18 protein-coding genes and 1 other RNA gene are annotated in these 16,593 nt (G+C 71.3%); 14 read left to right on the top strand and 5 right to left on the bottom strand.

The window, feature by feature from the left end; all coding sequences use genetic code 11:
- Positions 1 to 5 precede the first annotated feature (5 nt).
- Positions 6 to 1,004 (bottom strand): TDT family transporter, encoded by a 999-nt coding sequence (locus ACFHYO_RS10250; RefSeq protein ID WP_394320211.1) that lies wholly within the window; start codon positions 1,002 to 1,004, stop codon positions 6 to 8.
- 190 nt (positions 1,005 to 1,194) lie between these two features.
- Between ACFHYO_RS10250 and ACFHYO_RS10245 the strand changes: the two genes are divergently transcribed.
- The 7 genes from ACFHYO_RS10245 (at position 1,195) to ACFHYO_RS10215 (ending at position 8,350) form a co-directional block, all read left to right on the top strand.
- On the top strand, positions 1,195 to 2,394 hold the full coding sequence (locus tag ACFHYO_RS10245) for an OmpP1/FadL family transporter (protein WP_394320209.1): 1,200 nt from the start codon (positions 1,195 to 1,197) through the stop codon (positions 2,392 to 2,394).
- Between the two features lie 144 nt (positions 2,395 to 2,538).
- Positions 2,539 to 3,402: an ATPase gene (locus tag ACFHYO_RS10240; protein ID WP_394320207.1), complete on the top strand. Its 864-nt coding sequence runs from the start codon at positions 2,539 to 2,541 to the stop codon at positions 3,400 to 3,402.
- Positions 3,402 to 4,325 (top strand): homoserine O-succinyltransferase, encoded by a 924-nt coding sequence (locus tag ACFHYO_RS10235; protein WP_394320205.1) that lies wholly within the window; start codon positions 3,402 to 3,404, stop codon positions 4,323 to 4,325. The genes ACFHYO_RS10240 and ACFHYO_RS10235 overlap by 1 nt, the downstream gene beginning before the upstream one ends.
- Before the next feature lie 2 nt (positions 4,326 to 4,327).
- Entirely contained in the window at positions 4,328 to 5,395 is a 1,068-nt protein-coding gene (gene ppk2, locus ACFHYO_RS10230; protein WP_394320203.1) for a polyphosphate kinase 2, read from the top strand.
- A gap of 130 nt (positions 5,396 to 5,525) precedes the next feature.
- On the top strand, positions 5,526 to 6,446 hold the full coding sequence (locus tag ACFHYO_RS10225) for a TPM domain-containing protein (RefSeq protein ID WP_394320201.1): 921 nt from the start codon (positions 5,526 to 5,528) through the stop codon (positions 6,444 to 6,446).
- 93 nt (positions 6,447 to 6,539) lie between these two features.
- Positions 6,540 to 7,286, top strand: a complete 747-nt coding sequence (locus ACFHYO_RS10220; protein ID WP_394320199.1) for an SDR family oxidoreductase — start codon at positions 6,540 to 6,542, stop codon at positions 7,284 to 7,286.
- 41 nt (positions 7,287 to 7,327) lie between these two features.
- The gene (locus ACFHYO_RS10215; protein WP_394320197.1) at positions 7,328 to 8,350 is read left to right on the top strand and encodes an NAD(P)/FAD-dependent oxidoreductase; all 1,023 of its coding nucleotides are present in this window, start codon (positions 7,328 to 7,330) and stop codon (positions 8,348 to 8,350) included.
- Here ACFHYO_RS10215 and ACFHYO_RS10210 read toward each other — a convergent pair.
- Positions 8,347 to 8,994: a 5'-methylthioadenosine/S-adenosylhomocysteine nucleosidase gene (locus ACFHYO_RS10210; protein ID WP_394320195.1), complete on the bottom strand. Its 648-nt coding sequence runs from the start codon at positions 8,992 to 8,994 to the stop codon at positions 8,347 to 8,349. The genes ACFHYO_RS10215 and ACFHYO_RS10210 overlap by 4 nt on opposite strands.
- 236 nt (positions 8,995 to 9,230) lie before the next feature.
- Here ACFHYO_RS10210 and ACFHYO_RS10205 point away from each other — a divergent pair, with 236 nt between their 5' ends.
- The 3 genes from ACFHYO_RS10205 to ACFHYO_RS10195 all read left to right on the top strand — a co-directional run bounded on the left by ACFHYO_RS10205 (position 9,231) and on the right by ACFHYO_RS10195 (position 12,071).
- Positions 9,231 to 10,277, top strand: a complete 1,047-nt coding sequence (locus ACFHYO_RS10205; RefSeq protein WP_139305881.1) for an ABC transporter substrate-binding protein — start codon at positions 9,231 to 9,233, stop codon at positions 10,275 to 10,277.
- Between the two features lie 118 nt (positions 10,278 to 10,395).
- On the top strand, positions 10,396 to 11,604 hold the full coding sequence (locus tag ACFHYO_RS10200; protein ID WP_394320192.1) for a TRAP transporter substrate-binding protein: 1,209 nt from the start codon (positions 10,396 to 10,398) through the stop codon (positions 11,602 to 11,604).
- Between the two features lie 53 nt (positions 11,605 to 11,657).
- Complete coding sequence (locus ACFHYO_RS10195) at positions 11,658 to 12,071, top strand: PaaI family thioesterase (RefSeq protein ID WP_168783622.1); 414 nt, start codon at positions 11,658 to 11,660, stop codon at positions 12,069 to 12,071.
- 4 nt (positions 12,072 to 12,075) lie between these two features.
- Here ACFHYO_RS10195 and ACFHYO_RS10190 read toward each other — a convergent pair whose 3' ends face one another.
- Both ACFHYO_RS10190 and ACFHYO_RS10185 read right to left on the bottom strand, forming a co-directional pair.
- A complete protein-coding gene (locus ACFHYO_RS10190) occupies positions 12,076 to 12,711 on the bottom strand; it encodes a tRNA-specific adenosine deaminase (protein ID WP_394320189.1) in 636 nt (211 codons plus the stop codon).
- Positions 12,712 to 12,901: 190 nt separating this feature from the next.
- Positions 12,902 to 13,171 carry a PepSY domain-containing protein gene (locus ACFHYO_RS10185; protein WP_036735068.1) on the bottom strand — a complete coding sequence of 90 codons (270 nt, stop codon included), beginning with the start codon at positions 13,169 to 13,171 and terminating at the stop codon, positions 12,902 to 12,904.
- A 110-nt stretch (positions 13,172 to 13,281) separates the two neighbouring features.
- Here ACFHYO_RS10185 and ssrA point away from each other — a divergent pair.
- The 3 genes from ssrA to ACFHYO_RS10170 all read left to right on the top strand — a co-directional run bounded on the left by ssrA (position 13,282) and on the right by ACFHYO_RS10170 (position 15,675).
- Positions 13,282 to 13,638, top strand: a transfer-messenger RNA (tmRNA) gene (ssrA, locus tag ACFHYO_RS10180).
- Positions 13,639 to 13,723: 85 nt separating this feature from the next.
- Positions 13,724 to 14,398, top strand: coding sequence for a glutathione S-transferase (locus ACFHYO_RS10175; protein WP_394320187.1), 675 nt, complete (start codon positions 13,724 to 13,726; stop codon positions 14,396 to 14,398).
- Positions 14,398 to 15,675, top strand: coding sequence for a glutamate-5-semialdehyde dehydrogenase (locus ACFHYO_RS10170; protein WP_394320285.1), 1,278 nt, complete (start codon positions 14,398 to 14,400; stop codon positions 15,673 to 15,675). Before ACFHYO_RS10175 ends, ACFHYO_RS10170 begins: the two co-directional genes overlap by 1 nt.
- Positions 15,676 to 15,690: 15 nt before the next feature.
- On the opposite strand, the gene ACFHYO_RS10165 is transcribed toward ACFHYO_RS10170, so the two are convergent.
- Positions 15,691 to 16,344 (bottom strand): histidine phosphotransferase family protein, encoded by a 654-nt coding sequence (locus ACFHYO_RS10165; protein ID WP_052175070.1) that lies wholly within the window; start codon positions 16,342 to 16,344, stop codon positions 15,691 to 15,693.
- A gap of 39 nt (positions 16,345 to 16,383) precedes the next feature.
- Here ACFHYO_RS10165 and ACFHYO_RS10160 point away from each other — a divergent pair, with 39 nt between their 5' ends.
- Positions 16,384 to 16,581 (top strand): DUF3553 domain-containing protein, encoded by a 198-nt coding sequence (locus ACFHYO_RS10160; RefSeq protein ID WP_036702566.1) that lies wholly within the window; start codon positions 16,384 to 16,386, stop codon positions 16,579 to 16,581.
- Positions 16,582 to 16,593 lie beyond the last annotated feature (12 nt).

Genomic DNA, 16,593 nt, shown 5'->3' with positions numbered 1-16,593 from the left:
CCCGCTCAGGCGATGGCGGCGTTGGTCCGCGCGGCGAGGCGCCCCTGCGCCCAGGCTTTCAGGACGAGGAACAGGATCGGCAGCACCACCAGCGTCGCCACGACGAGCGTTCCGCCGGCGACCAGCCGGTGGCTCTCGGTCGGGACCGCGCGCCACAGCGTCACCCACAGCCCGGCGGTGGCGGCGAGCGGAAAGGTCAGCGCCCCCCAGAGCGGCGAGAATCCGTCGGCGAGCAGCCAGCGCCCGCCCACCGCGAGCGCCAGCACGCCGGCAAGCGCGGCCCAGGCGAAGGCGGTGCCCGCGCCGGTCCAGCCGAGGCCCAGCGCCACCGTCCCGAACAGCGCCACCGGCGCGAGGTGGATGGCCAGCATCGGCCGCAGCGGCGGCGGCACGCGCATCCGGGCCGCCTGCGCGAGGCTCAGCCCCCAGATCACCAGCGCGGCGGCGAGGCTCGGCCAGAACAGCCAGCCCGCGAGGTCCGGCCAGCCGAGCACGAGCGCGGCGCGGGCCGCGACGATCCAGCCGGTGAAGCCGAGGTGGAAGGCCGGCGTCACGCGCCGCTGCTCGGCCGGGCCGCGGCGCAACACGCTCACCAGCACCGCCAGATAGGCCGCGTGCAGCAGCATGGTGGCGATGAGCAGCCCCCGGCCCAGCCCGGGCGAGGCCATGACCCCGATCAGCGCCGCGAGCAGGTAGAGCGACAGAACCCCCGCCGCGACCCCGGTCCGGCCCGGCAGGACGGTCAGCTCGTCGGCCAGCACCGCCGGGCGGCGGATCAGCTTGACCGTATAGGCCGTCACCGCAAACAGCCCGACCGCCACGGCCATCCCCGCCCCCATCTGCGCCAGCCCGAGCGGCAGGCCAAAGGCCCCCGCCCCGCCCAGCCACGCCAGCGCCAGCGCCAGCGTGCCGAGAATCGGCGGGAACATCGCGGGCGGCGTGCGCCGCCACAGTCCGGGCGGCACGGGGCGGGGCATGGCGAAATGCAGGCGGTCGCGTGTCATGGCGCCATTCTGCCCAAAGCTGCGGCGCTGACCAGCCACCGTGTCGGCCCGAGCGTTGCGCCCGCGCCACGCAACCCCCGCCCGTTCCATGCAACGCTGTGTCATTTCGCCGACGTGATTGACCCAAGCCCCCCCTCTGCCCCTAGCTTGCACCCGACGGCCGCCGACCTGCGGCCTGAGGGAGGACATCATGAAACATACCTTGACCGGCGCCGCGGCGCTGATGCTGACGGCCGCTCCGGTGCTGGCGGGCGGGATCGAACGGGCGCCGCAGTCGCTCAACATCCTGTTCGAGCCGGGCAACTACGTCGAATTCTCGGGCGGGCGGGTCACGCCGGACGTCTCGGGCCGCGACCTCGCGCTGCGCGGGCCGGGCGGCGTCGTCGTCTATCCGGGCGGGCGCTCGACCGGCGACGTGGCGGACGACTACAGCTTCGTCGGCATGGGCTTCAAATACCAGATCAACGACCAGCTCTCGGCCGCCTTCATCATCGAGCAGCCGTTCGGCACCGACATCCGCTATCCGAACCTGAACCCGGCGTCGGCGACGCAGGGGTCGCTGAACCTCGGCGGCACCTACGCCACGGTGGACTCGACCACCTACACCGCCCTGCTGCGCTACAAGTTCGACGACCGCTTCGGCATCCACGGCGGTCTGCGCGGCTCGCGCGCGTCGGGTGACGTGGGCCTGCGCGGCGCGGCCTACGGGCCGGTCAACGGCTACGACGTCGATCTCGACAGCGCCTGGGGCACCGGCTACGTGCTCGGCGCGAGCTGGGAAAAGCCCGAGATCGCGGCCCGCGTCTCGCTGACCTACAACTCGCCCATCGAGCATGACTTCGACACCACCGAAAGCGGCCCGGCGATCGATCCCGATGGTCCCGGCCCGCTGCCCGCGCTGCCGCTGCTGAACGGCAACAGCGAGACCACGGTCAAGACGCCGCGCTCGTGGACCCTCGAGGGCCAGACCGGCGTGGCGCCCGGCACGCTGGTGTTCGGCTCGATCCGCTGGGTGAAATGGTCCGAGTTCAAGGTCGATCCCGACCGCTTCACCGCCGTCACCGGCGGCGGCCTGGTCGATCTGGACGACACCACGACCTACGTGATCGGCGTCGGCCGCAAGTTCACCGACAACTGGTCGGGCGCGCTGTCCTTCACCTACGAGAAGGCGGGCGACAAGCTCGTCTCGCCGCTGTCGCCCACCACCGGGCGCAAGGGCATCTCGCTGGCGGCGATCTATACCCAGGACAAGTGGAAGATCACGACCGGCGTGAGCTACTTCAAGCTCGGCGACGCGACCCCGGAAACCGGGACCCCGGACGTCGCCCGCGCCTCGATGACCGACGCCGACGCGCTCGGCGTCGGGATCAAGGTCGGCTACAGCTTCTGAGCCGCGCCTGACGCACACCAACGGGGGCCTCGCGCAAGCGGGGCCCTTTTTGCTGCGCGCTCCGGCCCGCCCCCCTTTCGCCCGCCCCCCTTTCGCTCACCCGGCCCGAGGCTTAGCTAGACGGCGACAGAACGGGGACAAGCGATGATCTACGACAGCGGGCAGGCGTGGCGGGCGGCGGCCGACAAGCGGGTGATGCTGTTCGGGATGTCGGGTCTCGGCAAGACGCACATCGCCTCGATGCTGCGCCGGTCGGGGGACTGGTTCCACTACAGCGTCGATTACCGCATCGGCACCCGCTACATGGGCGAGCTGATCGCCGACGAGTTCAAGCGCCACGCGATGAAGCTGCCGCTGCTGCGCGAGCTGCTGCTGACCGACTCGGTCAGGATCGAGTCGAACATCACCTTCCACAACCTCGCGCCGCTCTCGACCTATCTCGGCAAGCCCGGCAACCCGTCCCGCGGCGGGCTGGCGTTCGACGAATACAAGAAGCGCCAGAACCAGCACCGCACGGCCGAGATCGCCGCGATGGCCGACAGCGGCCAATTCATCGAGCGGGCGCGCGCGCTCTACGGCTACGGCAATTTCGTCTGCGACACCTCGGGGTCGATCTGCGAGGTGGTGGACCCCGACACCCCCGCCGACCCGCTGCTCGAGCGGCTGTCGGCGCTGATGCTGCCGATCTGGATCCGTGGCACCGAGGCGCACACGGCCGAGCTGGTGCGCCGCTTCGACGCGGCGCCGAAGCCGATGTATTACCAGCCGCGCTTCCTCGATGACGCCTGGGCGGCCTATGGCGCGACCCACCCGGGGCCCGTGGACCCCGACGCCTTCGTGCGCTGGACTTATGCCCGGGCGCTCGCCCACCGCCAGCCGCGCTATGCGGCCATGGCCCGGCGCGGGGTCACGGTCGAGGCCGACGAGGTCGCCGCCGTCGCCACGCCCGAGGATTTCGTCGATCTCGTCGCCCGCGCCATCGACCGCAAGACCGAGGAGGCCCGCTGATGCCGATCACCCTGCCCGAGAACCTGCCCGCCTATGACATCCTGGGGCGCGAGGGGGTGATGGTGATGACCCCCGACCGGGCGGCCAAGCAGGACATCCGCCCGCTCAGGATCGCGCTGCTGAACCTGATGCCGAAGAAGATCCAGACCGAGAACCAGTTCGCCCGGCTGATCGGCGCGACGCCCTTGCAGATCGACCTGTCGCTGATCCGGATGTCGGACCACGACAGCCGCAACACGGCGGCCGATCACATGGTCTCGTTCTACCGCCGCTTCGCCGAGGTCGAGGCCTCGGGCGAGCGCTTCGACGGGCTCATCGTGACCGGCGCCCCGGTCGAGCACCTGCCCTTCGACGAGGTCACCTATTGGGACGAGCTGCGCCGCGTCTTCGACTGGGCGCAGAGCCACGTCCATTCGACCTTCGGGGTCTGCTGGGGCGGCATGGCGATGGCGTGGCATTACCACGGCGTCCCCAAGCTGCTGCTCGAGGACAAGGCCTTCGGCTGCTTCCGCCACCGCAACCTCGCCCCCGCCTCGCCCTATCTGCGCGGTTTCTCGGACGACGTGCTGATCCCGGTCAGCCGCTGGACCGAGATGGCGCAGGCCGATCTCGACCGGGCGGGGCTGGCGACGCTGCTCGCCTCGGACGAGGTGGGGCCGTGCCTCGTCGAGGCTGCCGGGAACCGCGCCCTCTACATCTTCAATCACCTTGAATACGATTCGGGCACGCTGAAGGAAGAGTACGACCGCGACGTGACGGCAGGAAAGCCGATCGAGGTGCCGGTGAACTATTACCCGGATGACGATCCGTCGCAGGTTCCGACGAACCGTTGGCGTAGCCACGCGCATCTGCTTTATGGCAACTGGATCAACGAGATTTACCAGACCACCCCGTTCGACCTCAACGACATCGGAAGGGACTGACGATGGCAGACAGCGCCGCCCCGAAATCCGCCAAGCCCAACGACAAGACCGGCGAAAAGACCGGCGACAAATCCGACCCCAAGGCGGGCGCCAAGGCGGCCCGGACCGACGGCAAGGCGGGCGCCAAGTCCGACGCGAAGGGTGACGGCAAGGGCGACGGCAAGCCGGGCAAGTCCGGCGCCAAGGCGCCGCGGCCCACGCCCGAGATCCCCTTCGTGGGCGAGATCTCCGAGTATTTCCACAAGGGCGCCCCGCCCGAGGTCCGCCGCGCCATCGAGGCGGCGGGCAAGAAGGACATCCTCGACCCCGACTACCCCTATCGCGCCGAGCTGCCCAAGGCCGACTACGAGGCGCACGGCGAGATCCTGCAGGTCGAGCTGGTCAAGATGCTGCGCGACATCATCTCGACCGGCAAGCGGCTGGTGGTGCTGTTCGAGGGCCGCGACGCCGCCGGCAAGGGCGGCACGATCGAGGTCGTGCGCCAGAACCTCAACCCGCGCTCGGCCTATATCGTGGCCCTGCCCAAGCCCAACGAGCGCGAGGCGAAACAGTGGTACTTCCAGCGCTACGTGGCCCAGATGCCCGGCGCGGGCGAGATCGCGCTCTTCGACCGCAGCTGGTACAACCGCGGCGTGGTGGAAAAGGTCTTCGGCTTCGCCTCGGACGCCCAGCGGGCGCATTTCTTCCGCCAGTTGCCGGATTACGAGAAGCTGCTGGTCGAGGACGGGGTGATCCTCGTCAAGCTGTGGCTGAACGTGGGCCGGGCCGAGCAGCTCCGTCGGTTCCTCGCGCGTGAGCAGGACCCGCTCAAGCAGTGGAAGCTGAGCTGGATCGACGTCGAGGGTCTGGCCAAGTGGGACGAATACACCGTGGCCATCCGCGAGACGCTGTCGCTGACCCACACGCCGGTGGCGCCGTGGACGGTGATCCGCTCGGACGACAAGCGCCGGGCGCGGATCGCCGCGATCCAGACCGTGCTGCACCGGGTCGATTACGCCGGCAAGGATCTGTCGCTGATCGGCACCCCGGACCCGCTGATCGTCGGCGGCCCCGAGATGCTGGTGCGCTGAACCGGGGGCTTGGCGCCGGCCTCGGCTGCCCCCGGTGGCGGTGCTGCACACGTTCCCTCACGGGGCCGCGTGTTGACGCCCGCCCGGCCCCGCGCCACCCTCCGGCGCTGCAACCACGGGGGATGAACCCATGACCGCCCTCTCCGCCCGCGTCCGGGCGCCGCTCGCCCTCGCGCTCGCGCTGCTGCTCGCGCTCATGCTGGCGCCGGTCACGGGCCGGGCGCAGGCGCTGCCCGACTGGCAGCACACCTCGATCAACGATTTCGCCGGGCTGCTCACCCCCGCCGACACCCGGGTGCTGGACGAAGCGCTGATCGCGCTGCACGACCAGACCGGGGTCGAGGGCACGGTGGTCACGCTGACCGACCGGGCGCGCTACGGCGGCACCGACGGGCTCGAGCCCTTCGCCACGCGCCTCTTCAACCACTGGGGGGTGGGCGACCGGACCCGCAACGACGGCTTCATGGTGCTGGTCCTGCCCGGGGACCGCGAGGCGCGGATCGAACTCGGCCGCGGCTATCCGCCCGAGGCGGGGATGATGGCGCAGGACATCATGAACCGAGTTATGCTGCCCTCGTTCCGCGAGGGCGACTATGCCCGCGGGCTGCGCGAGGGCACGCTGGCCGTGATCGACCGCATCGCCCGCCCGCACGCCGCCGGCCAGCCGATCGAGCGCCCACGCCGGCAGTCTCCGCTGCCGGGCCTCGCCGCCTTCGGGGCGATGGTGGCGGGGATGTTCGGGTTGCAGGCGTGGCAGCGGCGGCGGCGCAACCGCTGCCCCCAGTGCGGCCACCAGGGGCTGACCACCGCGGCCGAGCCGATCCGCGAGGACCAGCCCGACGGCGGCTGGCGCACCGCGACCGAGACCCGCACCCGCCGCTGCCCCGCCTGCGGGTGGGAGGCGAGCCGCATCGCCCCCCTGCCCAGCGTCACCTGGTACGACCGCACCGGCCGGCGCGAGCGGGTGGAACGGGTGGGCAACCGCAGCGGCGGCTCGTCGGGCTTCGGCGGCGGCTCGTCCTCGGGCGGCGGCGCCTCGGGGCGCTGGTAGCTCACCGGGGCCGCCCCGCCGATGCGGCGCTTGCCCCGCGACGGGCGCCGCCCTAACACCGTCCCGACCGTATCTGAGGGAGGGGTTTTTCACATGGATATCAGCACCGCACGCGCCGTCGTCACCGGCGGCGCCTCGGGCCTCGGCGCCGCCACCGCCGCCCATTTCCGCGCCCGCGGCGCGCAGGTCGTGATCCTCGACCGCGAGGCCGCGGGCGAGGGTTACGCCGAGGGCCTCCGCGCCGGCTTCGCCCGGACAGACGTGACCGACGAGGCCTCGGTCACGGCCGCCCTCGACGCCGCGGTCGCCCAGATGGGCGGGATCGACGTCTGCGTGAACTGCGCCGGCATCGTGATCGGGGAAAAGACGCTGGGGCGCGAGGGGGCGCACCGGCTCGACAGCTTCCGCCGCACCATCGAGGTGAACCTGATCGGCAGCTTCAACGTCCTGCGCCTCGCCGCCGAGCGCATGGCCCGCAACGGCCGGGCCGAGGACAACGGCGTGATCGTCAACACCGCCTCGATCGCCGCCTTCGACGGGCAGGCCGGACAGGCCGCCTATGCGGCGTCCAAGGCCGCCATCGCCGGCATGACCCTGCCCATCGCCCGCGACCTCGCCCGCAGCGCGATCCGCGTCTGCGCCATCGCGCCGGGCATCTTCGGCACGCCCATGCTGCGCGGCCTGCCGCAGGACGTGCAGGATGGGCTCGCCGCCGAGGTCACGAACCCCAAGCGGCTGGGCGACCCCGAGGAGTTTGCGCGCCTCGCCGCCTTCATCGTCGAGAACCCCTACATGAACGGCGAAACGATCCGCATCGACGGCGCGTTGCGGATGCGCTGAGGCGCGCTGCGCCCCGGCCATTCCCCGCAAAGGTGCCTGCCATGTCCGACCGCCCCGACTCTGCCGCCCCGACCGACGCTGCCACCCCCGGCCAGTGGCCCGCCACCCCGGCCGAGGCGCAGGCGCCGGTCACGCCCGGTCAGGACGCGCCGGTCGACTGTCTGGTGATCGGCGGCGGCCCGGCGGGGCTGACCGCGGCGATCTATCTCGGCCGGTTCCGGCGCCGGGTGATGCTGGTGGACCGCGGCGACGGGCGGCTGAAGATGATCCCGCGCTCGCACAACCACGCCGGCTACCCCGAGGGGGTGGTCGGCACCGACCTGATCGAGAACATGGCCGCGCAGGCCCGGATGTATGGCGCCGAGCTGGAACAGGGCGAGGTCACGACGCTCGGCCGCGACGGCGAGGGGTTCCGCGCCGAGTGGAGCGGCGGCGCCCCGATCCGCGCCCGCACCGTGCTGATCGCCACCGGCGTGGTGAACCACCGCCCGCCGCTGGCCGAGGCCATCCACGACGACGCGGTGCAGCGCGGCCTGCTGCGCTACTGCCCGATCTGCGACGCCTTCGAGCAGGCGGGCCGCCGCATCGGCGTGCTGGGCGGCGACCGGCACGGGCTGGCCGAGGCGCTGTTCCTGCGCAGCTACAGCCCCGACATCACCCTGCTGTCGCTGACCGGCGAGTCGCTCGACGCGACAGAGCAGGACGAGGCGCGGATCGCCGGGGTCACCGTCATCCCCGCGCCCGTCTCGGGCTTCGACTTCGACGACGACACGCTGACCCTGACTCTGGCCGACGGGGACCGGGTGACGCTCGACACGCTCTATGTCGCGCTCGGCTCGCACACCCGCAACGGGCTGGGGATGGACCTCGGGACCGAGCTGGTCGAGGGCGAGTGCTTCGCCACCGACCCCCACCAGCGCACCAGCGTCGAGGGCGTCTATGCCGCGGGCGATGCGGTCGAGGGGCTGGACCAGATCAGCGTGGCGATGGGGACCGGGGCACGGGCCGCGGTGGCGATCCACAACGACCTGCGCGCCAAGGACGGGCAGGTGCTGAAGGACTAGCCTTCGGCCGCCAGCGCCGCCGCGACCACGCCCAGCGCCGCGGCCAGCCGCTCGTCGATCACGTCGAGATAGCGCGTCCAGTCCAGCATCCCGCCCAGCGGCGCGGCCCCGTCCGAGATCCCGCGCAGCCCGATCAGCGGCACGCCATGCGCCATGCAGGCGCGGGCGACGGCGTAGGTCTCCATATCCACCATTTCGGCGTCGATGGCGTCGTAGCCCGCGCCCGAGACGATCGCCGCCCCGGTCGACAGCCGCGCCGCGGGCAGGCCGGGCACGGTCCTGAGCGGCAGCACCGCCGGCAGCTCCGCGAACGGGGTCTCGCCCTTCGGAAACCCCAGCGCCGAGGCGTCCATGTCGCGGTAGCCGACGCTCTCGGCCTGATAGACCGCCGCCTGCTCGAGCCGCCGCGCCCCCGCGCTGCCGAGGCAGACGGCGAGATCCGGCAGCGCCCCCTGCCCCGCCAGCCGGGCGAGCGCCACGGCGGCCGAGAGCGCGGCCTCGACCGGGCCGACCCCGGTCATCACCGGCGTGATCCGCGCCCTGAGCGCCGGCCCGTACTCCGCCGCGGCGGCCATCAGGAACAGCACCCGCCGCCCGCCGAGGCGGGTGACGGGCACGGGATCGGGCAGAGCTTCGACGGTCACGGGGGGTGTCCTCGGCAGGGGGGCGTTTGTCCCGACCTGCCCCGCGCGCACGCCCGACGCAAGCGCCATGGGTGGGGATGGCGGCCGGAGCCCCCCACGCCCGGCACACACCCCCGTGCCCCGGGCCGCCGCCCCCCTCTCGCGCTCTTGCGCGGGCGCATCTTGCCCCACGCCACCGCCACCGCTAGCGTCCTTCCAGCAACCCGCGCCCCGCGACCATCCCCGGAGGACCCGCCTTGACCTTCCTGCGCTCGACCGCGATCACCCTTGCCCTCTCCGCCCTCGGCACCGCGGCGCTTGCCGCCGATCCCGAGCTCACGGTCTTCGACTGGGCCGGCTTCGAAGAGCCGTCGATCTTCCAGGGCTACATCGACAAGCACGGCACGGGGCCGACCTACGCCTTCTACGGCGACGACGACGAGGCCTATCAGAAGCTCGCCTCGGGCTTCAAAGCCGACGTCGCCCACCCGTGCAGCCAGATGGTGTCGAAATACCGCGACGCCGGGCTGATCGAGCCGTGGGACACCTCGCGCATCGCGGCCTTCGCCGACATCGACCCGCGCTTCCTCAACTCGCCGGTGTTCAAGGACGACCAGGGCGTCTGGTACATCCCCACCGACTTCGGCTCGACCGCCATCGCCTACAACACCGAGAAGGTGCCGGCCGAGGACGTGGCGACGCTCAACGTCTTCATCAACCCGGCCTATCAGGGCCGCACCACGCTGCCTGACAGCGCCGACGACGTCTGGGCGCTGGCCTATCTGGCCACCGGTGTGACCGACTGGACCCACGTCACCGACGAGCAGTTCCAGAAGGCCGCCGACTGGCTGCGCGAGGCGCACAAGAACGTCAGCGCCTATTGGGCCGATCCGGCCGACGAGGCGCAGATGATGGCCTCGGGCGCGGTGGACGTGGCGTGGTCGTGGAACGACGTGCTCGCGCTTCTGCGCAAGGAAAACTATCCGGTCGGCTATCAGCGGGCGGCCAAGGAGGGCTCGTCCACCTTCTTCTGCGGCTTCGTGAACCTGAAGAGCGGTCAGGGCAGCGAGGACAAGATGTATGATTTCATCAACGCCTGGCTCGACCCGTCCTCGGCCAAGGGGCTGCTCGACACGATCGGCTACGGCTCGACCAACGTGAAGGGCCTCGCGACGGTCTCGGACGACCCGCGGGTGAAGGAGCTGGGCGAGACCGGCGGCCCGATCCTCGCCCAGACCCCGAACGACCCGGCGCAGCGCGAAAAGCAACTGGCCGAGTTCGAGAAGATCAAGGCCGGGTTCTGACCGACCCCTGGGCCGCGCTGACGCCCCCCGGCGGGCGGCCGGCGCGCCGCCCCCATCCCCAAGCGATCCGGCGCCGCGGCCCCACCCCGCGGCGCGCCCGACCGAACAGGAGAAGCTGATGAAACGCCGTGTCTTTCTGTCCACCGCCGGCATGGGCAGCGCCGCTGCCATGCTCGCCGCCCCGGCGCTTGCGCAGGGCAAGCCCAGCATCAGCTGGCGCCTGACCTCGAGCTATCCGAAAAGCCTCGAGACGCTGTGGGGGATTTCCGAGCAGGTCGCGCGGCGCGTGTCGGAGATGACCGACGGCGGCTTCCAGATCCAGCCCTTCGCGGCGGGCGAGATCGTCCCCGGCCTGCAGGCCATCGACGCGGTGAGCGACGGGACCGTGGAATGCGCCCATTCGCTCGGCAGCTTCAAGATCGGCACCGACCCGACCTGGGCCTTCGACACCTCGCTGCCCTTCGGGCTAAACACCCGCCAGACCATCGCCTGGCTCTACTACGGCGGCGGGCGCGAGCTGGTGAACGAGTTCGTGGGCAAGTCGAACCTGCGCTCGATCCCCTCGGGCAACACCGGCGCCCAGATGGGCGGCTGGTACCGGAAAGAGATCACCTCGCTCGCCGACTTGCGCGGCCTCAAGCTGCGGATCGCGGGCCTGGGCGGCACCATCCTCCAGCGGCTCGGCGTCGTGCCGCAGCAGATCGCGGGGGGCGACATCTACCCGGCGCTCGAGCGCGGAACGATCGACGCGGCCGAGTTCTCGGGGCCCTTCGACGACGAGAAGCTGGGCTTCCAGAAGGTCGCGCAGCACTACTACTACCCCGGCTGGTGGGAGGGGACGGCGAACGTCGGCCTCTACGTCAACCTCGACAAGTGGAAGGCGCTGCCGGCGCATTACCAGGCCGCGCTCGAGGCCGCCTGCGCCGAGGCGATGACCCATTGCGTGGCCAAGTACGACAACGGCAACCCCGACGCGCTGATGCGGCTGATGGCGCAGGGCGCGCGGGTCCACGCCTTCCCCGACGACGTGCTGGCTGCGGCCTTCGCCGAGTCGCGCAAGCTCTATGACGAGTATGCCGCCTCGAACGAGAGCTTCCGCAAGATCTACGAGAACTGGTCGGCCTACTGGCTCAAGCAGCAGCAGTGGCTGCGGGTGGCCGAGCTGCCCTATGACTTCGTGACCTCGGCCCAGGCCGCCGCGCTGGCGCAGGCGTCTGCCGCGCAGACGCCGGCCGAAGCTCCTGCTGCGCCCGGTGCGCCCGCCGCCCCGGCCGCGCCCGACGCTGCCGCTGCACCGGCCGCGCCCGGCGCCCCGGCCAGCAACTGAGACCATCGGCGGGGGCCCCATGGTCCCCGCCGCGCCTTCCGGGGGGACCGCGCATGGACAGCGACGAGCAGGAGCGTATCGCCTTCGACCAGCCGGCCTTTGCGCGGCTGCTGGGGTTCAAGCTCATCTCGGTCGCCCCCGACGAGGTGGTGGCCGAGATGGCGGTGACGCCTGAACTGGCCAACCGCAACGGGGTCATGCACGGCGGCGCGATCATGGCGCTGGCCGACAACCTCGGCGGCACCGCGACGATGATCAACCTGCCGCCCGGCAAGACCACCACCACGGTCGAGAGCAAGACCAACTTCCTGCGCCCGATCCGCATCGGTGACACCGCGACCGCGCGGGCCGTGCCGCTGCATAAAGGGCGCACGACGATGGTCTGGCAGACGACCATCACCCGACCGGACGGCAAGGCCGCGGCCGTGGTGACGCAAACCCAGCTCGTCATCGAATGGAACGGCTAGCCGGTCAGGCGAGCGGGATCGCGTTCCCCGCCTTGCCCGACTGATAGGCCGCCGAGAGCTCCGCATAGGCATCCGCGATCCGCTGCGCCCGCGCGCGCAGGGCGGGCTGGCGTGCCGGATCGGCGCCCGCGATCACCTCGGCCACCGAGCGGGCGCGCCAATAGGCGTTCTCACGGCGATAGCCGCCCGGGTCGAGCGTGAAGACCTCCTTGAGGATGCGCAGGTCATGCGGGATGGCGAAGCTGTCGCGGCTGTCCTCGTGGGTGAAGAAGTCGAAGAAATTGTCGAACCCCGCCCAGGTGATCGCCGAGAGGCACATCGAGCAGGGCTCGTGCGTGGACAGGAAGATGAGCCCGCGCGGGTCGGGCGGCTCGGGCAGTTCGTGCAGCGTCTTCAGCAGGTGGACCTCGCCGTGCCAGAGCGGGTTCTCGGTCTCGGCGTTGGCTTCGGCCAGCACCACCGCGCCGTCGGATTTCCGCAGCACCGCGGCGCCGAAGATCTTGTTGCCGCGCGCCACGCCCTCGCGGGTGAGCGGCAGGATGTGGGTCTCGAGCGCGTCGAGCAGCGCCTCGGCCAGCGCCGTGTCGTCGAGGGGGATGTCGCTGGCGGGCGGGGTGGCGGGCGTGGCGCTGGGGGTCATCGGTCATCCCTCTCGTGTCGGTTCAGCCTCAGGGTCACACGGGAGGGTGCGTCGTGGCCACCGGAAAGGCGGGTCGTTCCGCAACGTGGAATGGCGACGTGTGCCCCAGTCGACCGGTAACTGAGCCGTTCCACAATGCGAAACGCGCGGCAGAGGGCCGCGCGTTTGATCAGTCAAAAGATTCAGCCGCTCAGCGGGCGCGAAGCTCGCCGGACACCGGGTCGATCTTTTCCTCAACCTTGGCCCCGGCGGTGGTGTAGTACTCCACCTCCCAATAGCCGTCGTCGTCCCAGCTCACCTCGTCGATATAGGCGAGGTTGGCGCCGGCGCGGGTCTCGATGGCGGTGACGACCTCGGACAGGCGCTTAGCCCCGGCGGGGGGCGGGGTGTCGGCGGCAGCCGCAGCACCGGCGAGCGGCAGGGCGAGGGCGAGAGACGCAAGGGCGGGCACAAAACGCATGGGACGTCCTTTCCTGGTTGCGCTATCGGAACGCGTCTGACCGGGGCAAAGGTTCCGTCCCGACGCGCCTCGCCCCGCGTCAGCCCGCCCGGCGAACGCCCCCTGTTGAGGCCCTTGCACGGCGCCCTGCTGCCGCCTATCTTAATCCTCGTTCGGGGCAACCCGGACTATGGACATAAACGCGCAGGTAATAAGCGGATCGGACCCGGGGGCGGTACCCGGCGGCTCCACCATCCATCCCTCGTTGGGGGCGAATGGGGCCGAAACAGGATCGACGAACGTCTAAAGCTGTTTGCTTTGTCTCGGTGAGGTACCACCGTTATCGGTCCGAAAAGTACAGTTGCCAACGACAACCGTGCTCCGGTGGCTCTGGCTGCGTGAGCAGTTCGAGTTATCGAAACCTAAGTCCTTGCGCTTAGCCGCGTAAGGCGGGGCCCCCAGGCGCCTGGCAACAGAAGCCTGGGACTTTCTCCCCAAATCGTCAGCCCCGTCCGGGCTTCCGCTCGTCCCCCCGCTGTGGCACCAACGCGCCACATCGCAAGGCGGACCTTCATGCTGACCATCCATCACCTGAACGAAAGCCGCTCGCAGCGGGTCATCTGGCTCGCCGAGGAGCTGGGCCTGCCCTACGAGCTGGTCCGCCACCAGCGCGACCCCAAGACGATGCTGGCGCCCGCCTCGCTCAAGGCGCTGCACCCGCTGGGCAAGGCGCCGCTGGTGGTGCACCGCGACCGGGTGCTGGCCGAGACCGGGGCCATCGTCGTGGCGCTCGCCCGCGGCTCGGCGCTGCTGCCCGACGAGGGCACGGACGAGGGCGACGCGGTGCGCTATTGGCTGCATTATGCCGAGGGGTCGGCCATGCCGCCGCTGGTGATGCGGCTGGTGCTGGGGCGCATCCCGACCTCGGTGCCGTGGCCGCTGCGCCCGGTGGCGCGGGCCATCACGGGCGGGGTCGAGACCGCCTATCTCGGCCCCGAGATGACCCGCCAGCTCGACTGGTGGGAGGCGAGCCTGACCGGCGACGGCTGGTTCGCCGCCGGCCGCTTCACCGCCGCCGACGTGATGATGAGCTTTCCGGTCGAGATGGCGGCCCTGCGCGGCGGGCTGGCCGACCGCCCGGCGACGCGCGGCTGGCTGGACCGCATCCACGCCCGCCCGGCCTACCAGCGCGCGCTGGTGGCGGGGGGCCCCTACTCCGGCGCCGGCACGGGCGAGAGGACCGCATGATGACGACCGAGACGCTTGAAACCGAGTCCCCCGACGCCCTGATCGCCCGCATGGGCGCCGCCGCCCGCGAGGCTGCGGCCGAGCTGGCCGTGGCCAGCCCCGCGCAGAAGGCCGCCGCCCTGACCGGGGCCGCCGCGGCGATCATGGCCGCGCAGGACGACATCCTCGCCGCCAACGCCCGCGACCTCGCCCATGCCGAGGACAAGGGCCTTGCGCCCGCCATGATCGACCGGCTGCGGCTCGACCCGGCGCGGATCGCGGGCATCGCCGAGGGGTTGCGCGCGGTCGCGGCCCAGCCCGATCCGGTCGGGCGGGTGCTCGCCGAATGGGACCGGCCGAACGGGCTGCACATCCAGCGGGTGGCGACGCCGCTGGGGGTGCTCGGGGTGATCTACGAAAGCCGTCCGAACGTCACCGCTGACGCGGGCGCGCTGGCGCTCAAGTCCGGCAACGCGGTGATCCTGCGCGGCGGGACGGATTCGCTGCATTCATCGGCGGCGATCCTGGCGGCGATGGCTGAGGGGCTGCGCGCCGCGGGCCTGCCCGAAACGGCGATCCAGATGGTGCCCACCCGCGACCGCGCCGCGGTGACGGCGATGCTGCGGGCCCAAGGCCTGATCGACGTCATCATCCCGCGCGGCGGCAAGGCCCTGGTCAGCCTCGTGCAATCCGAGGCGCGGGTGCCGGTCTTTGCGCACCTCGAGGGTATCTGCCACGTCTACGCCGACGCCGACGCCGATCTGGAGAAGGCGCGACGGGTGGTGCTGAACGCCAAGACCCGCCGCACCGGCATCTGCGGCGCCGCCGAGTGCCTGCTGATCGACCGCGGCTTCTTCGCCCGGCACGGCGACGTGCTGATCCGCGACCTGCTGGATGCGGGCGTCGAGGTCCGCGCCGAGGGCGAGCTGGCGCAGATCCCCGGCACCACGCCCGCCGCGCCCGACGATTTCGGGCGCGAGTTTCTGGACATGATCATCGCCACCCGGCTGGTCGACGGCGTCGAGGGCGCCATCGCCCATATCCGCCGCTACGGCAGCCAGCACACCGAGAGCATCCTGACCGAGAACGACGCGACCGCGCAGCAGTTCTTCCAGCGCCTCGACAGCGCGATCCTGATGCGCAACGCCTCGACCCAGTTCGCCGACGGGGGCGAGTTCGGCATGGGGGCCGAGATCGGCATCGCCACCGGCAAGATGCACGCCCGCGGCCCGGTGGGGGCCGAGCAACTGACGAGCTTCAAGTATCTCGTGACCGGCGACGGGACGGTGCGGGGCTAAGCGGGCACGCCGGGGTCAGAAGCTGATCTCGGCGCCGGTCTCGTCCACCTCCCACGTCACGGGGCGGGCGAGTTGCGCGGCCATCCGGCCCAGCAGCGGGAAATGCACTGCCGCCGCCGGGGGCATCGGCTGCATCGGCGCCGCGTCCCCGTCGAGCCAGCGCCACAGGTCGCGGTCGATGCGCATCCGCGTCGCCTCGCCCACCACCCGCCAGCCGGGCGCCGTGCGGCAGATCAGCACCCGCCCGCCCCAGGGCATGGCGCTGTCGAGGCAGAGGAACGACAGCAGCAGCATCCGCGCCTCGGGCCGGGCGAGGTCCCCCTGCCCGTTCAGCTCGACCGTGAGCCGCGTGCCCTCGGTCACGTCGCCGAGCAGCTGGGCGATCTCGGGCAGCGCCACCCGCGCGTCGGCGGGCGCATGGCCGAAGGCGCTGCGGAAGAACCGCAGCCGCGCCCGCGCCGCCCGCACGCTTTCGGTGATGAGGCTCAGCTCGGGCGAGCGGGCGAGCCCCGACTGGTCGCCCGACATCTCGAGCAGTTCCACCCCGTTGCCGATCGCGCCCAAGGGCGACACGAGGTCGTGGCAGAGCCGGGCGGCGACGAGGCTGGCCAGGTCGGCTTCGGGGACAGTGGCGGCGGTCGCCGCGTTGATGATTGTCGGCGCGGTCATCGTCCGCTAGCCTCTCGGCCCGACGACGAAGGAGCGCCGATGGTCAACGACATCCTCGAGCCCGGAATGCTGGTGCGCCATCCAGGCGCGCCCGAGTGGGGGGTGGGACAGGTCCAGTCGCGGATCGGCGATCGGGTGACGGTCAATTTTCCTGAGGCAGGCAAACAGGTTCTGGACGGTCGGCGGGTGGTGCTGGAATTGGTCATCATTTCAACAGTTACGGATCAATCACGTTAATGTGGACGTGCA

Origin of the sequence: Paracoccus panacisoli (genome assembly GCF_042435015.1) — a bacterium.
Lineage (GTDB): Bacteria > Pseudomonadota > Alphaproteobacteria > Rhodobacterales > Rhodobacteraceae > Paracoccus > Paracoccus panacisoli.
Note: the sequence above shows the minus strand (reverse complement) of the source record. Positions and strands in the feature narration are given on the sequence as shown.

Excerpts from the sequence above, each read along its gene's own strand:
- ACFHYO_RS10250 (WP_394320211.1), bottom strand. The coding sequence starts at position 1,004 with ATGACACGCGACCGCCTGCATTTCGCCATGCCCCGCCCCGTGCCGCCC.
- ACFHYO_RS10245 (WP_394320209.1), top strand. The coding sequence starts at position 1,195 with ATGAAACATACCTTGACCGGCGCCGCGGCGCTGATGCTGACGGCCGCT.
- ACFHYO_RS10240 (WP_394320207.1), top strand. The coding sequence starts at position 2,539 with ATGATCTACGACAGCGGGCAGGCGTGGCGGGCGGCGGCCGACAAGCGG.
- ACFHYO_RS10235 (WP_394320205.1), top strand. The coding sequence starts at position 3,402 with ATGCCGATCACCCTGCCCGAGAACCTGCCCGCCTATGACATCCTGGGG.
- ppk2 (WP_394320203.1), top strand. The coding sequence starts at position 4,328 with ATGGCAGACAGCGCCGCCCCGAAATCCGCCAAGCCCAACGACAAGACC.
- ACFHYO_RS10225 (WP_394320201.1), top strand. The coding sequence starts at position 5,526 with ATGACCGCCCTCTCCGCCCGCGTCCGGGCGCCGCTCGCCCTCGCGCTC.
- ACFHYO_RS10220 (WP_394320199.1), top strand. The coding sequence starts at position 6,540 with ATGGATATCAGCACCGCACGCGCCGTCGTCACCGGCGGCGCCTCGGGC.
- ACFHYO_RS10215 (WP_394320197.1), top strand. The coding sequence starts at position 7,328 with ATGTCCGACCGCCCCGACTCTGCCGCCCCGACCGACGCTGCCACCCCC.
- ACFHYO_RS10200 (WP_394320192.1), top strand. The coding sequence starts at position 10,396 with ATGAAACGCCGTGTCTTTCTGTCCACCGCCGGCATGGGCAGCGCCGCT.
- ACFHYO_RS10195 (WP_168783622.1), top strand. The coding sequence starts at position 11,658 with ATGGACAGCGACGAGCAGGAGCGTATCGCCTTCGACCAGCCGGCCTTT.
- ACFHYO_RS10190 (WP_394320189.1), bottom strand. The coding sequence starts at position 12,711 with ATGACCCCCAGCGCCACGCCCGCCACCCCGCCCGCCAGCGACATCCCC.
- ACFHYO_RS10185 (WP_036735068.1), bottom strand. The coding sequence starts at position 13,171 with ATGCGTTTTGTGCCCGCCCTTGCGTCTCTCGCCCTCGCCCTGCCGCTC.
- ACFHYO_RS10175 (WP_394320187.1), top strand. The coding sequence starts at position 13,724 with ATGCTGACCATCCATCACCTGAACGAAAGCCGCTCGCAGCGGGTCATC.
- ACFHYO_RS10170 (WP_394320285.1), top strand. The coding sequence starts at position 14,398 with ATGACGACCGAGACGCTTGAAACCGAGTCCCCCGACGCCCTGATCGCC.
- ACFHYO_RS10165 (WP_052175070.1), bottom strand. The coding sequence starts at position 16,344 with ATGACCGCGCCGACAATCATCAACGCGGCGACCGCCGCCACTGTCCCC.
- ACFHYO_RS10160 (WP_036702566.1), top strand. The coding sequence starts at position 16,384 with ATGGTCAACGACATCCTCGAGCCCGGAATGCTGGTGCGCCATCCAGGC.